Origin of the sequence: Leeuwenhoekiella sp. A2 (assembly GCF_047946655.1) — a bacterium.
In the GTDB taxonomy this organism is placed as follows: domain Bacteria; phylum Bacteroidota; class Bacteroidia; order Flavobacteriales; family Flavobacteriaceae; genus Leeuwenhoekiella.
On record NZ_CP172311.1, the window covers coordinates 491,680 to 507,300 of the forward strand.

Consider the following 15,621-nt stretch of genomic DNA (forward strand, 5'->3'; position numbering starts at 1 on the left):
AAAACCTTGTGCTATTATCACACGCTCAATAACTTTAGAAAATATTAAAAATTCTAATCTGATGGAAAAATGGTTCACAGCTTCGCCACAATCTCTAATTGCAATCTGCCTTAGTGCAATAGGAATTTATGCTGCGGTAATTATATATACGCGTATAGCCGGAAAACGTAGTTTTTCAAAAATGTCTAGTTTTGACTTTGCTATGACTGTTGCGGTAGGTTCTATTATCGCCTCTACCCTTTTATCATCTTCAGTAAGCCTTTTACAGGGAGCCGTAGGGCTGGCAGCAGTTTATGTATTACAAATTTCTGCCGCGATTTTGCGTCGTTACAAACCTTTTCAAAAAGCTATTGACAATCAGCCTTTATTGCTCATGAGAGGCAATACTATACTTGATGATAACCTGAGAAAAGCCCGGGTTACTGAGGGGGATCTTCGGTCAAAATTAAGAGAAGCAAATGTTCTGGAATTATCTCAGGTTAAAGCTGTCATATTTGAAGCTACCGGCGACATCTCAGTACTTCACACTTCTGATGACTCGGTTGAATTAGAAGATTGGCTTATGACAGACGTTAAGGATTATTGATGTTTTAAATTAACCTAAACCCTTAAAATTTTCTCAACGCTTGTTAATCTTCCATAATAATAATCTAAACTCTTCTTAAACAGTATCAACCTCAAACATATTGTAGATAATTTTACATTAAAACTATACGCAATATGTCTACCACCATATCAACACCACTAAAGAAGAATAAAATCACAGATACTAATTCAACTCAGGATATAAAAGCTGAGTTTAATACTTATATTTTAGAAAACAATCACCCATGTGTCATGGCTCAGACTGTGTTTAGTATGGACCATGTAGATTTTCATGTGTATGAGAATTTTGGCTCTAAAAATACAGCTATAAAGATTCTTCATGATCTGAATCAATATATTGCTAATTACGATTTCAGCTCTAACGATTTTCACACATTTATAGCGGTTTTTAAGGGTAGAAAGTCGTTTTCTGAAGAGCAATTTGAGGATTTATTATGGAAACAACTTCAGTTTTTACATGAGGTTGATGACAAACCCTGGGACTCAACTGTAAGTAATGATCCTAACGATCCTGATTTCAGTTTCAGCCTTGGCGGAAGAGCATTTTATATGGTAGGTCTGCATCCTAATAGTTCACGTATGGCAAGACAAAGCCCATACCCTGCGATGGCTTTTAACCTGCACTGGCAATTTGAAAAACTTAGAGAGATGGGAGCTTATCACAATGTACGCGACAAGATACGCGAGCGTGATGAACAACTTCAGGGAAGCATAAATCCTATGTTAAGAGACTTTGGTAAAAGCAGCGAAACAAAACAATATAGCGGTAGAAAAGTTGGAAATGAATGGAAATGTCCGTTTCTTTCAGGAAAGATGTAAACATGTACCAACCTAAAAAGTACCGGAAAAATGATTCTGCGTATTTTAAAGACTTTATAGCTGCTCATCCTTTTGCAACGCTTGTCATACAGGGTGAACGACTATTGGCAACACATATTCCCATTTTAATAGATTATTCTAAGCAAGATCTCACGCTCTTTGGTCATATTGCAAATCATAATGAGATATTTAGTTTTTTAAAGAATGACACCGATGTGCTTTTAATTTTTGAAGGTGCTCAAGGTTATGTCTCTTCTTCCTGGTATAAAGAGAAAGATATAAGTACCTGGGATTATTCTGCGGTTCACGTAAACGCTAAAATACGTTTACAAACTTCCTACGAACTTGAATGTTGTTTAGAAAAACTGGTAAATCATTTCGAAAAGAAACAAGAAAATCCACTTTTTTATAATGAAATTCCTAGCGATATGCTAAAAGAGCACCTACCTCTAATTACAGGTTTCTGGTGCGAGCCTTTTAAAATTGAAGGTGTCGCAAAATTACATCAGAGCTATGCTGAAGAAGATGTGCAATCAAGTATAGAGCATCTCTCAAAATGCCCGGCTACAGTTCAATTGAGCAAAGACATAAAAAAAGAACATGACAGAAGTAATACATAAACAAACAGGTAAAGCCTTTACGCTTAAAAAGGGGCAAAAATTAAAAGTAATAGACCCACAGGGAGAGCAGGTAAGTGACATGGTTCTATTTAATGCGACAGATACCAGAGAGAAAATTTCCAGTGGAAAAACTCTGGATTTTGAAGAAAGTATTTTAATCACGAAAGAAAACTTTCTTTGGAGCAACCGCAGTAATAAAATGATGAAAATACTGGAAGACACAAATGGCCGCAACGATTTCCTTCTGGCTCCGTGTAGCCCTGAGACTTTTCAAATCATGTACAACAACCCGGATTATCATCCCAGTTGTTTTGAAAATCTCTACACAAATCTTGCTGCCTTTGGTATAGAACCAGACGATGTACCCACAGCATTTAATATCTTTATGAATGTGCAATTTGATGCTAAAGGAAAACTAAGCGTTGACCCACCATTAAGTAGAGCCGGCGATTATGTTCTGTTTGAAGCTCAAATGGACTTAATTGTTGCACTTACCGCATGCTCTGCAGAAGATAGTAATGGCGGAAGTTTTAAACCTATACATTTTGAGATCATCGACTAATAAAAAATCCCACCTGAAAAGTGGGATTTTTAATGCTTTTTACCCGATTTTACTCATTGTAGGAAACCCGATAAATTATTCCGTTCATATCATCTGAAAATAAAATGGAACCATCCTGTAGTTCTATAAGACCTACCGGGCGACCAAATTTCTTTGTTCCATCATCAGTTACAAATCCGCTGATGAAATCTTCAGAACCTGAGGGTTTTCCATTTTCAAAATTAAGTTTCATAATATTATAACCTGAAGGCTCTGCTCTGTTCCAGGAGCCGTGAAAAGTGATTAAAGCGCTTCCCTTAAACTCATCAGGAAACATATCTCCTTTGTAAAATTTCATATTCATGGGCGCACTATGTGCTTCAAACAACATAACAGGTTTAGTAGTCTTTTCGGCATATTCTGCCCATGTCATTTTAGGCGGCTCATCGCCCTTGTTGTATTTACCATCAGCATAGATATATGGCCAGCCATAATCATTTCCTTCAGCAATAAGATTAAGTTCTTCTTTTTGCTCATCATCACCCAGCCAGTCTATACCATGGTCCATAGCATAAAGTTCTCCATTTTCATTCCAGTCATAACCTATTGTGTTCCTTAAACCTTTTGCATAAATAGTTCTTTTACTTCCATCTGGAGTAACTCTTACAAATGTGGCGTTCTCATCACGTGTCTCTTTACAGGCATTACAGGTACTTCCTACAGAAATATAAAGCATCCCGTCTGGACCAAAAGCCAGCGTACGATTAGGATGCTGCCCGCCGTCTGGTAGATCTTTAACTATTTGCTCTAGTTCACCTATTGTACCGTCATCATTAATTGCGCCTTTAAAAACATCATTAACCGTTATCAAATACAGCGTGTCATTATTAATAGCAAGACCATGAGCGCCCTCTTTTGGGATTACGGTTTGTTGCTTATCTGCTTTACCATCATTATTAGTATCCTGAAGCATAAGCACCTTGTCTGGTCTTACAGTTAGGTAAACTACACCATCATCACTTGCTGCCATCATTCTGGCCTCACCCAGGTTTTCGGCAAATTTTGAGATTTTAAAACCAGATGGCATTTTGAGCTGATTGATGAGTTCATCTGTTGCATCAACTTGTTGAGGTTTATAAATATGTCCCGAAATGGTATCTGTAATGACAGCTTTCTTTGTTTCAACGCTCTGGGCGCTCGTGAGCCATCCCGCCAAAAGAGATAAGCAAATTATAATTTTTTTCATAGTAGTTTGATTTTGTTGGTTTTATTTCAAAAATTATAATTTCTAAATGCTTTAAGCAGTTAACAGATGGTTAAAAGAAAATGGGAAATAGCAGATGAGTTAATTTCATTATTTATTGATTTAATTATCATAAATGACAGAACGTTAAAATAGACTGATGTTTTTTAAAGAATTCGCATACCTATAATTCCCATTTGTTTTATGGCTAAGCATTAATTTTAAAGCGGCGAACTAAAAATTTATAGAAATCTATATGCTTAAATTAATACGAATTACCTGCATTCTACTTTACTGCTCTACTTTTCAAAACTATGCTCAGGGCGAAAAAAATGATCCTACCCGTTGGACTCCCGAAGATATTGTCGATACAGAATCTCTAAGCAGTGCTTCATTCTCTCCAGATAATTCGATGGTGGCATGGACTAAAAGAAAAGGCGTTAAAGAGAAAGATAAGTTTGTTTCAGACATTTATCTCACGCTTTTAAACTCAAAAAAAGACGGAAAATTCAGAACCGTACATTTAACTAATGGTGATGACAATGATTATAGTCCGCTTTTCTCTAAAGACGGAGAAAACATCTATTTTCTTTCGTCGAGAGACAAAGGCAAAAAACTTTGGAAACTCAGTATTTACGGCGGCGAGGCGCAGGAAGTTCATGAATTTAAAAACGGGATTTCTTCTATTCAGTTAAAAGATGACAACACGCTGCTTTTTCTTTCAAATGATGGTAAAACGCTTTATGAAGCTGAAGCCGAAGAAAATAAAGATGATGTGCAGGTGATTGAAGATTCTCTGCACTGGACACCTAATCATATTTATGCGTACGATCTCAAAGAAAAGTCTGTTTCTCGCCTGACCAACAATGAAAAATCTATTTCTTCTTTTGAGGTTTCGCGCGATGGTAAATGGCTTTTTTACAACATGCAACGCAGTTTAAGTTATGCGACAGATGCGCAGAAAGACCCATTTTATTACCTTAAAAACCTGGAAACCGGCACTACTAAGCAGATAATTACAGATCTTGATTTTCCGGTTTATTCCATAAAATTTACACCAGATAACAGTGGTTTCTATTTTATGTCAAGCAAAGCATCTGACCCCAAATGGAACGGTGCCGGTATTGAAGAATTATATTTCTACAATTTAGCAGACAATAGTTATAAAAAAGTACCTCTTGATTGGGAACTTGGTGCAGGTCGTGGTTTTGATCTCTTAGGTAATGATGTGATCGTTTCGCTGGCAAACAGAGCTACAATGCGCCTGGCATATTACAAGAAAAAGGGAGATAGCTGGTCAAAATCTGATATTGATCTGGGCGAAAAGAACGATCATACTTCAATAGAAACTGTTTCTCAAGATGGTACCAAAGTAGTTTACACCTACTCTACCGCTTCAAAATTGCCCACGACTTATGTGGCAGATCTTAAAGGTTCCCGCTTTAGTAATGAAGAAGAACTTGTAGAACTCAATAAAAACCTGAAGAAAAAATCGATCACAAAAAGCGAAGTCATCACCTGGAAAGGCTGGCATGACGAAGAAGTGACCGGTATTTTATACTATCCTGAAAATTATGAAGAAGGAAAGAAATACCCGCTCATGCTGTCTATTCATGGTGGTCCTTCTAGTATGGATCTCGATACCTGGTCTGAGCGCTGGAGCACGTACCCAAATCTCCTGGCTCAAAAAGGAATGTTCATTCTAAAACCCAACTATCACGGCTCATCAAATCACGGATTATCATATGTTGAAAGCATAAAGCAGAATTACTATGACCCGGAAATGGAGGATATCACAAAAGGTATCAAAGTTCTTGAAGAGCAGGGAAAAGTAGATCCTGACCAACTGGGAACAATGGGTTGGTCTAACGGAGCGATCTTAACCACAATGCTCACTGTGCGTTATCCTGATATGTTTAAAGTCGCTGCTCCCGGTGCGGGTGATGTAAACTGGACTTCAGATTTTGGAACTTGTCGTTTTGGGGTGAGTTTTGATGAAGGCTATTTTGGCGGCGCGCCTTGGGATGATACTAACGGTAAGATCTACAATGAGAATTACATTATAAAATCTCCTCTGTTTGAGATCGAAAAAATAAAAACACCCACTATTATTTTCCACGGAAGTGAAGACAGAGCAGTGCCTCGCGATCAGGGATGGGAATATTACCGCGGTCTGCAACAGGTTGCTCAGGCTCCTGTAAAATTTCTTTGGTTTCCCGGTCAGCCACATGGTTTAGGCAAGATTACGCACCAGCTGCGTAAAATGAATGAGGAAATAGCGTGGATAGAAAAGTACCTGCTCAATAAACCCTCAACTAAGAATGAAGCGTTTAAAGAAGATAGTCCGCTGGCTGAAGCCATTAAATTAGACGAGGCCAAAAAAGTTGATGGTTTGTATGGCGAAATAGTAAAAGAAACGCTTATTCCGGAAACTCTTTTACTCAAGAAAGACTCGATCTCTCTTGGCCGATTTGAGGTCACAAATGCCCAATTTTTGGCTTTTAGACCCGATTTTTCATTCCCTGCGGGACATGAGAATTATCCTGTAGAGACAGATAAAGCTTCCGCGAAAGCGTATACAGAATGGTTGTCTACAAAAACAGGGGATTCCTATAGATTACCAAACACAAAAGAAGCCAAGGATTTACAGAAAAAAGCGCGTAAAAATGCTAAAAATGAGAATAACCTCAACCACTGGGCAGGTTATGATCTTGTAAAAGAAGATGTATCTCAACTTCTTGAAAAAGCGAAAGAAGTAAAAGGCTCTCTTCTTGCAGAAGTAGGTAGTTTTAAAAGTACCAAAGTAGAAGAAGCGGCTATTTTTGACCTGGGCGGTAACGTTGCAGAATATGCAGATGACGGCATTTATGGCTACAGTGCCTATGATTTTTATGATGACAATGACGACAGCTTAAAGTCAAGTGATCATGTAGGCTTTAGAGTCATTAAAGAAGCTAAATAATAACCAACTAAAATTCCATATATGAAAAAATCAATCTTTATAAGTTTTCTGTTTTTAACGCTTGTTCAAAGTGCTTTTGCTCAGGTTAAGACTAATCTGGAACTGGCAGATATATTCAGTATGGAATTTGTTTCAGACCCTCAAATTTCGCCAGACGGCAAGCAGGTTATTTATGTGCGTAATTTTAAAGATATTATGACAGATCGCAACCTGTCTAATCTCTGGATCATCAATACTGATGGGTCGCATAACCGCCCGCTTACGACAGGTAATCATAATGATGTGTCACCAGTTTGGTCTCATGACGGCAGCAGGATCGTTTTTAAATCTAATTTGGCAGATGATAAGATGAAACTGTACCTCATGTGGCTTGACACAAAGGAATATGCTGCACTTACAAACTCACCTCAAACGCCAGGCTCTGTTGCCTGGTCTTACGACGACAGTTATCTGGCTTTTAATATGTTTGTTCCAAAATCTACTTCTTCGCCTATACAATTATCGGGAAAACCGGAAGGCGCAAAGTGGAACAGCCCTCCTATCTACATAGACAAAATGAAATACCGCGGTGATGGGGAAGGTTATTTAAAAAGTGGAAACGAGCAATTATTCGTTCTATCTACAGACGGCGGTACGCCCATGCAGATAACTACAGATGATAACGATTATGGCGCTCCCGTTTGGTCTAAAGATGGTAAATCCCTTTATTTCTCTGCTAATTTGCATGAAGAACATGAGTACGAACCTTTAAATAGCGAGATCTATAAAATCACCCTTGCAACCGGAAAAATCGCCGCCCTGACCAATAATATTGGCCCGGACAGTAACCCGGTTCTTTCTCCTGATGGCTCTATGATAGCGTACACCGGTTTTGAAGATAAATACCAGGGATATCAGGTGACGCATTTGTTTACTATGAATACTTCCGGGGGCGATATTAAGCCCACTTCTACCGATTTTGACCGTGATATTGGCGATATTTTCTGGGATGAAAAAGGCAAAGGTCTTTACTTTTTGTACGATGACACCGGTGAAACGAAAATAGGTCATATCTCCCTTGACGGAAAAGTTGATACTCTCGCAACCGGCCTTGGCGGTTTATCGCTTGGTCGTCCCTACACAGCAGCAGCTTATAGCGTTTCTAATGATGGCACATTGGCTTTCACATTAGGTGGCACAGAACATCCTGCAGATCTGGCTACGCTTTCGCGAAATAAAACTAACCGACTTACAAACCTCAACGAAGATCTATTCAGTTTCCGCAATTTAGGAGATGTACAGGAAATGCGCTGGAAATCATCTTATGATGACCGAGAAATACAAGGCTGGCTAGTGACTCCGCCAGATTTTGACCCTTCTAAAAAATATCCGTTTATTTTAGAAATTCACGGCGGGCCTTTTGCAAGCTACGCTTCGGTTTTTTCTGCCGAAATACAAATGTATGCAGCTAAAGGATATGTGGTGCTTTATACAAATCCGCGAGGTAGTACAGGTTATGGTGAAGAATTTGGTAATCTTATCAATCATGATTATCCCAACCATGACTACGAAGATTTGATGTCTGGCGTTGATGCGGCTATAGCCAAAGGTTTTATAGATACTGAAAATTTATTTGTTACCGGTGGTAGCGGTGGCGGGGTACTCACAGCCTGGATCGTAGGTCATACTGATCGTTTTAAAGCAGCGGTGGTTGCCAAGCCGGTGATTAACTGGTACAGCTTTGTATTGTATTCTGACAATCCTGCGTATTTCTACAAATACTGGTTCCCCAACAAACCCTGGGAAGATCCTGAGAATTATTTAAAAAGGAGTCCGTTGTCGTATGTTGGCAATGTCACAACTCCCACAATGCTTCTGGTAGGGGAAGAAGATTATAGAACGCCAATAGCAGAATCTGAACAATTTTATGCTGCTCTTAAATTACAAAAAGTAGAAAGCGCGATGGTAAGAATTCCCGGTTCTGGTCACGGTATCGCAAACAGACCCAGTAATCTTTTAGCTAAAATAAGTGCTGTGCTTACCTGGTTTGATAAGTATAAAGATTAAACAACATCAAGCTTTACTTTGGCCCGCATAGCTTTAAGCCCTTCCACTCCCGGGAGGGCTTCCAGATCTAAGGTTACCCAATCTAATTCTATTAATCCCTGAAAGGCCAAATAATTTAGATGCCTGCTATAAGCACTCTCCTCTTCATCATGCATATAAACAACTGCTATATGGCCGGGCTGAGATAAGCGCTCATGAGAATTTAAAATATATGATTTATCTATGCGCTTCTTTAGTATTTCATAACGCACATTGTAAGAACCATCAACATCAAGCTTCTTCTCTTCCCTTCTAAATTTTAAAGTGACCGGCGTACCGTAAGCCAGGATGACCGGTGCTATTTCAAGATTTTGAAAACTATTCTCATTATGTTGATCTATACAATTTGTATTTTCTATTTGAGTAATTCTTCGCACGATCTTGCACGTCCATATTAACTGGCGTAAGCGAAGATTGTCGATATGAAGTTTATCAAAAGTATTTTTCTGCGAAAGCGATGCACCTAAATAAATATTATACTCTACACCATCAGTTTGATATTTTTCAAAAAGGCAGGGTAAAAGTTGCTGTAAGGTGTTCTCTTCCTCTTCCAGGCAATCTACAATACATTGATTTACGTTTAGCAACTGCTGGTCATACGCCAATCTGTGCTTGGTAAAAATCCCTGAATCAGGGCATATTTTCGCCTTATAATCCTCAATATCGTCGCGTATTTGAGGATATTGATTATTAAGAAGATCTATAATGGGATTGAGCTTTTTCCGAATAAAATCTACCAGTTCAGTCTCGTCACCTTTAGTATAATCCTGTCTTAAAAGCTCAAGTTGCTGCTCCAGCTCATAAACCAGCTCGCCAAGGATAGAAAGTGAGAGCACCTGATGTGTCTTTCGCAAAAGCGAACTGCAAAACTCGAGATTATCATATAGGTCTCGTAAAACCGCATGATTGCGACGGTTAGAAGAATTGCGTATATCAAGCGAACCGTAAAACGGATGCAAATTCTCAAAAACGATTGCTTCATTTTCGGCATTTCTGCCTTTTTCCAAAATTTGTATGGCAGCTTCTCTAAACTTCCAGCGTATTGTAGGATGAATTGCCGTGTATTGCTCAAGCATCACAGTTTCTACCCTGTTTTCAAATTCTTCAAGATGCCGCTGAATCGCACTTACAAAAATCGGCTTAATTTGGTTGATTTTCAGCATAGAAAGGCCATTTATCGCACCAGGAATAGGGCAGGCCAGCTCTAGAATACCTATTATTTTATCATCTTTAAAAAGCGGTGTGATCAATAAATTACGATATCCCAGATCTATAAGAGACTGGTTTAAATACGTCGTCTCTTTTGTCCTGTCTTTGAGGTCTTCAATAATGATCGTTTTTCCTTTTTTAAGGAGTTGTGTGTAAAAGGAATTCTCTTTCCAGTTCTGTATATATTTATAGATCTGGCTAATTAGAAGGCTATTCCACAATGGTCTTGACGATACAAAGTTGATTGCTCCGTTTGCCATTAAAGTCCCAATACCCACGCGCAGTTGAGGCAGCTTAAAGAGATTACGCATTTCCTGCTGTAGTGATTCTAGCCAGGCAGAGCCATTTGCATAATTTGTATTGAGCAGTAAACGCCTTATCCTGTTAGTAGATTCTTCAATAGTTACTTCTAGTAAGGTGACTACAGAAACGCCGGAGAACGTGAAATTTGCCGGCGGCAGTAACTTAGCCCAAGCTTTTTCATCAAAAGGTTTATCAAGTAATTTTTGAAGTTTATGCTCATTTAATGCTAATTTTTTATTGGTCTTAACCTGAATCATTTCATTATTAAGAGCAACTTTAAAATAGCGCCACAAGTTATTTGCAATATCAAAAAGCGGAACAATTATAGGGAAATCGACCTGTAGATCAATGTTATAGATCCTTTTTAAAATAATTTTATAGGCGTAGATAAGCTGAATATTGCTTTCGCCAAAATCACTAAATGCATCATTTTCTTTTTTAGTGCTACCCGTTAGCAGTTCTTTATAAGCAGGCGTGGCCAGAAGATATTCTTTATACAGAAAGGGGCGGGTGATGGCTACTACAGAATTGTCTAATTTGCTAAATGCGAAAAAGGGCTGAAAAAGTGATTCTAAGAACGAATTGTGCTCTGCCCACTCCTGGCCATTATAATTGGGTTCCAGAAGAAAATCATTGTGTTCTAAATACTCTTCTAAATTATCTAAAGCTTCATTTTCTAAAATATGAGAAGAACGCCAATAATCTAATACCGGCCTAAGGTCATATTCAGTTTTAAAAGGGAAATACTTTTCACTAATTGTATGTAAAATTTCTGCCATCGCTCACGTAGTTGAATGATAACAAACTCAACTTTAAATATACATAAATTACTTATAATAAATACATTAACTAGATATATCTGCTTTAGACAAATAGAAATAGCAGTCAAGAATTGCTGTACGGTTAGTCTAAAAATTGAGATTTTGTTACTATATTTTAAGCAGTAAATTAGGATTTGGGCAATTCTCAAGATAAAAATTGAGATCATTTTTACTACTTACACCCGGATAGTCGCCGGTTTTGCCCTGCATATCACAAATTACCTGAAAATGTAAATGTGGTGAATAATCTCCATTTTCAAATGGTTTTCCTAAAGTGGCTATTTCTGCTCCAGCTTTAAAAGTTTGGCCTTCTTTGAGGTGGATAAGAGATTCTCGCGATAAATGACCATACAACGTATAAAAAGTGAGTTGTGGAGTAGTGTGTTCTAAAATTATACACGGGCCATAATCGCCATGATTAGTATTATCTTTAAAACTATGCACTTTTCCTGAAACCGGGGTTAGAACTGGTGTTCCCGCATCTGCCCAAATATCAACTCCCAGATGGATATTGCGCTGGCTAGCTGCATCTGTAGTGGTAAAATGAGTACTGCGATTGTAAATATCTCGCTTCTCATTATAACCGCCATACGCGATCTTAGTACCTTTTTTAGAAAGATATTGCTTGATAAAATCTCCTATAGACTGAGAAGAATCGGCATTAAAGTGCTTAAAATCGGTATTATTAACAGATAAATCCAGTGATATGTAGTCTTCTTGAGTAAAACCACCTATCACTGGAGTAAATCCTTTAGTCAATGACGCCAATTGAGCACTAATTTCTGTGTGTTGCATGGCGTTAAAAATACTAAAATCAGTTTACCAAAACATCACTGAATTTAGCCGAAATAGCAATTGAGCTATCTGTATTTCTTGATTTGTAAAAACCGTTCACCATTTTGCTATCGTAGCTGTTCATCACTTTGGCATCAAGCTTAGAAGGATAATTTAAATTACTGCGCGTACCATTGTAAGTAAAGTGAAATGCGCTATCTGGTAATCTCAATACAAGATCGCTGTTCTCAAGGCTAATGTTGAGCGTTTTAAAGTCTCGCCCTACCTTTGGTATAGAAAGTTCACCAAAGGTGCCCACAATCACACCAGAGTCTTCCAGCTCATTAATTATAACATTACTTGAGCGGCTGTCTACATTTATACTTTTCGCTTTAGCGATAACACATTTCTTCACATAACTGGTTTTTAAAGTACCATAATTCCAGTCTGTTACTGCCACGGGGCTGTAAGAAACATTGATGTAAGTTTGATCGCCATCTATTGTAGAAGCTATAAAATCACCATGTGAAAGATTAACACGAGCATTATTGGCATCACCTATTTTAATGTTGCCATGTCTCACATTGAGATCAAGTTTAGCATCATTAGGCATACGTACAATGATCTTACGTCTAACCTTATTAGAAGTTGATCTGTTCCTGTTGTTATTCTTTGAAGAATCATAACTGTAGCTCATACGAGTGCTCACATTACCATTTGCATCGCGGCTGGTGCTACGCTGAAAGTTACCGTCATTTCGCTCTGCCATTTCTTCCATTTGTTTACCAAAATTCTCCCCCCAGGCTTCCATACTTTTACCAAAGTTATTACCCCACGCCTGCATATCTTTCTCCATGGCTTTGCCAAAATTTTCACCCCAGGCTTCCATATTCTTACCAAACACCTCACCAAATTGCTCACCCCAAGCTTCCATACCTTTACCAAAATCTTCTCCCCACGCTTCCATATTGTCAAGCCATTTATCTACATCTTTAACCGAAGCATTGGTTTTATATTTTGAATTTAATTTAGCGACATATCCTTTTTTGTCCTTTTCATAAGCATCAGAATCAAAACTTAGATTACGACCAAACGGTGATGGCGGCATGCCCAGAAAACCTGAACCTATATTAGTACTTTCCCAATGCTTCATTTTGCCCTCATTCTCTTTCTCCCATTTTGCCATTGCAGTATCAAAATCATCACCAAAGTGCGACTCTACCTTGCGCTCATACTCTTTTAGATATTTCTCTCCATCTCGTTTATAAGCATCATAATCAAACTCAATGTTGCTCATGCCTCTGTAATATTCTGGCGGCAATTGCGTGCCAGCGAAGCTCTCAATCATTGGGGTTACCATATTCTTCATAATTGGTCCCACTATCTGCATAGAAGAAGCTATAATATCATCAAGACCACTTGCAGGTATATCACCTAAAGCAATATTAGAACCGGCGGTACCGCCCAGAGAATTGATGCGTATTATTTTACTATTACCCTGCACACTTATCTTCCAGTCTCTCATAAGACGATCTATATCATCCTGAGATAAACCATCTGTCTCAATAACAGCTTCTACTTCTACATTATCTTTATTCCAGTTCTCAAATACAATATCTGCATACTGAGTATCTACATTAATATTTACATCCTGGTTTGTATTAAAACGCTCCTTAAGTTTCTCGGTAGTTTTTTGAGCCCAACTTTTTGGCATCATAAAAACAGTCATTACCAGAATGATCGTATATATTTTGCTATAATTTTTCATCCCTTTTTAAATCGTATTAGGTTCTGTTTCGCCAGAGCGAAAGGTTTTCAATTCGGTTAATTTTTCTTTTAATTTGAATAATAGATCTAGTCTGAGTTTTAGATTATCTATCAAGGCTGAAACAGTTTCTTCATTCACCCCTACATCTACAAGATCTTTATTTAAGCGTTTGTACTCTGTATTGAGCTCTTCCAGCTGCGCCATAAATGAATCTACCAGCGCTTTGTTATCATCTGTAACTTTTAACTGTGCCAGCTCTACATTTATACTTGCCAGATAATAATCTTCTATCTCCTTAAATTTAGGCGAGCGGTCGCTTAGCAGAACACCCTCATCATCTGTCTTTGGGACTGCTGTTGTCACTGCAGGAGCATCATCCTGTTTCAATGGATTACTAAGTAGAAAACCTCCTATTGCAACTACCACTATTAGTACAGCGGCAATTTTTAACCACAGGTACATGCCCGACGATTTACGCTTAGCCACCATACCAAATTCTCTATTTAGCCTTGCCTCAAACCGACTCTCGTGACCGGCTCTAAGACTTTCTTTAGGCAGACCCAAATCTCTTTTCATAAGATCTCTAATATCCTGTGCCATGATATTGTTGTTTTAACTTTTCCTGTAATTTTTTCTTTCCTCTGTGTACTAGAGTTCTTGATGCTACTTCTGTTATATCAAGTATCTCAGATATTTCCTGGTGATCGTACCCTTCTACCAGAAATAACATCACGGCATATCTGTAGCGCTCCGGCAGATCGTCAATAGCTTCTTTAATATGATCTATAGTGATAGTATCGTCTACAGACCAATCATTAAATTCATCAACTTTGCCCAGAACCTGCTCATTAATAGCAACCAGTTCTAGTTTTTTGGCTTTAAGCATATCGATACTTTTATTGATCACGATACGCTTAAGCCATGCACCAAATGTTACTTCACCATTATACTGATGCAATTTTGCAAATGCTTTTATAAAAGCTTCCTGCATCGCTTCTTCAGCTTCAAATGAATCTCTTAAAAACCTATAGGCTACGTAGTACATGCCGTCGCAGTACTTACGATACAGCTGCAGCTGCGCCCGGCGGTCGTTCTGCTTGCATCTTTCAATGATATCAGTGAGTAACAAAATGGTATGATGGTTAGTTGCTAATTCTCTCTAAAGACGATGAGAGAATTCACATGTTGCAAATTCTATTAATATTTTTTTTGAAATGTAGTAAAATTTAAACTGGGCTTTCTTAAAAAGAAAAAGCCCGCTTAACAGCGGGCTTTAGTATTGTATATAAATACTTTACGATTTATTCTTCCTCATCATCGTCACTGTCTAGAAGAAGATTTAATGTAACGTCTATATTATCTTGTGTAGCTCTTGAATAAGGGCACACCTCATGAGCCTCATTTACCAGCATCTCACCTGTTTCTGTATCAACTGTGGGTAAGTATGAGTCAAGTATCACCTCAAGCTGAAACATATCATCTTCATTCTTGCCTATTTTTACTGTTGCTGTTACGGTATAATCGCCCAGATCTATTTTATGTTCTCGTGCTACATGAGCCAGAGCGCTGCCATAGCAGGCACTATAACCGGCTGCAAAGAATTGCTCTGGGTTTGCACCCTTACCGCCAGATCCTCCTAATCCTTTAGGAATACTAAGATCAAAATCTATAGTACCATCTTCGGTTTTTACACTTGAATCTCTACCACCCTGGGCCGTCGCTTTCGCTGAATACAAAGCTTTCATAATATTATTTTTCTATTATTCATGCCTAAGATACCAATACTCAAAGAAGTCATCGCCATGCCCCTCTTAAAAAATTCATAAAAAACAAATCGATTACCTTTGGTCTACTTCTAATTGAGGTGATA

At 38.2% G+C, this 15,621-nt stretch carries 13 protein-coding genes; 6 read left to right on the top strand and 7 right to left on the bottom strand.

The annotated features are described in order from the left end of the window. Positions 1-61 precede the first annotated feature (61 nt). The 4 genes from ACH3PA_RS02170 to ACH3PA_RS02185 all read left to right on the top strand — a co-directional run bounded on the left by ACH3PA_RS02170 (position 62) and on the right by ACH3PA_RS02185 (position 2,607). Complete coding sequence (locus ACH3PA_RS02170; RefSeq protein WP_416440957.1) at positions 62-586, top strand: DUF421 domain-containing protein; 525 nt, start codon at positions 62-64, stop codon at positions 584-586. A gap of 134 nt (positions 587-720) precedes the next feature. Then, complete coding sequence (gene gntA / locus ACH3PA_RS02175) at positions 721-1,425, top strand: guanitoxin biosynthesis heme-dependent pre-guanitoxin N-hydroxylase GntA (RefSeq protein ID WP_416440955.1); 705 nt, start codon at positions 721-723, stop codon at positions 1,423-1,425. 2 nt (positions 1,426-1,427) lie between these two features. Beyond that, on the top strand, positions 1,428-2,045 hold the full coding sequence (locus ACH3PA_RS02180) for an FMN-binding negative transcriptional regulator (RefSeq protein WP_416440953.1): 618 nt from the start codon (positions 1,428-1,430) through the stop codon (positions 2,043-2,045). After that, positions 2,026-2,607 carry a DUF1989 domain-containing protein gene (locus ACH3PA_RS02185; RefSeq protein ID WP_416440951.1) on the top strand — a complete coding sequence of 194 codons (582 nt, stop codon included), beginning with the start codon at positions 2,026-2,028 and terminating at the stop codon, positions 2,605-2,607. The genes ACH3PA_RS02180 and ACH3PA_RS02185 overlap by 20 nt, the downstream gene beginning before the upstream one ends. Positions 2,608-2,656: 49 nt before the next feature. On the opposite strand, the gene ACH3PA_RS02190 is transcribed toward ACH3PA_RS02185, so the two are convergent. Then, positions 2,657-3,832: a PQQ-dependent sugar dehydrogenase gene (locus ACH3PA_RS02190; RefSeq protein ID WP_416440949.1), complete on the bottom strand. Its 1,176-nt coding sequence runs from the start codon at positions 3,830-3,832 to the stop codon at positions 2,657-2,659. A gap of 253 nt (positions 3,833-4,085) precedes the next feature. Here ACH3PA_RS02190 and ACH3PA_RS02195 point away from each other — a divergent pair, with 253 nt between their 5' ends. Then, positions 4,086-6,791 carry a prolyl oligopeptidase family serine peptidase gene (locus ACH3PA_RS02195; protein ID WP_416440947.1) on the top strand — a complete coding sequence of 902 codons (2,706 nt, stop codon included), beginning with the start codon at positions 4,086-4,088 and terminating at the stop codon, positions 6,789-6,791. 21 nt (positions 6,792-6,812) lie between these two features. Further along, positions 6,813-8,837 carry a S9 family peptidase gene (locus ACH3PA_RS02200; protein WP_416440945.1) on the top strand — a complete coding sequence of 675 codons (2,025 nt, stop codon included), beginning with the start codon at positions 6,813-6,815 and terminating at the stop codon, positions 8,835-8,837. Here the strand turns inward: ACH3PA_RS02200 and ACH3PA_RS02205 are convergent. From ACH3PA_RS02205 to ACH3PA_RS02230, 6 genes are all read right to left on the bottom strand, one after another. Beyond that, positions 8,834-11,167 carry a hypothetical protein gene (locus tag ACH3PA_RS02205; RefSeq protein WP_416440943.1) on the bottom strand — a complete coding sequence of 778 codons (2,334 nt, stop codon included), beginning with the start codon at positions 11,165-11,167 and terminating at the stop codon, positions 8,834-8,836. The two genes, ACH3PA_RS02200 and ACH3PA_RS02205, sit on opposite strands and share 4 nt — an antisense overlap. A 150-nt stretch (positions 11,168-11,317) precedes the next feature. Next, positions 11,318-12,004, bottom strand: a complete 687-nt coding sequence (locus ACH3PA_RS02210) for a peptidoglycan DD-metalloendopeptidase family protein (protein WP_416440941.1) — start codon at positions 12,002-12,004, stop codon at positions 11,318-11,320. Between the two features lie 19 nt (positions 12,005-12,023). Then, positions 12,024-13,751 carry a hypothetical protein gene (locus ACH3PA_RS02215; RefSeq protein WP_416440939.1) on the bottom strand — a complete coding sequence of 576 codons (1,728 nt, stop codon included), beginning with the start codon at positions 13,749-13,751 and terminating at the stop codon, positions 12,024-12,026. Between the two features lie 6 nt (positions 13,752-13,757). Beyond that, positions 13,758-14,351, bottom strand: coding sequence for a hypothetical protein (locus ACH3PA_RS02220; RefSeq protein ID WP_416440937.1), 594 nt, complete (start codon positions 14,349-14,351; stop codon positions 13,758-13,760). Beyond that, the gene (locus tag ACH3PA_RS02225) at positions 14,335-14,880 is read right to left on the bottom strand and encodes an RNA polymerase sigma factor (RefSeq protein ID WP_416440935.1); all 546 of its coding nucleotides are present in this window, start codon (positions 14,878-14,880) and stop codon (positions 14,335-14,337) included. The genes ACH3PA_RS02220 and ACH3PA_RS02225 overlap by 17 nt, the downstream gene beginning before the upstream one ends. Positions 14,881-15,052: 172 nt before the next feature. Further along, a complete protein-coding gene (locus ACH3PA_RS02230) occupies positions 15,053-15,496 on the bottom strand; it encodes an organic hydroperoxide resistance protein (RefSeq protein ID WP_416440933.1) in 444 nt (147 codons plus the stop codon). Positions 15,497-15,621: the final 125 nt, after the last annotated feature.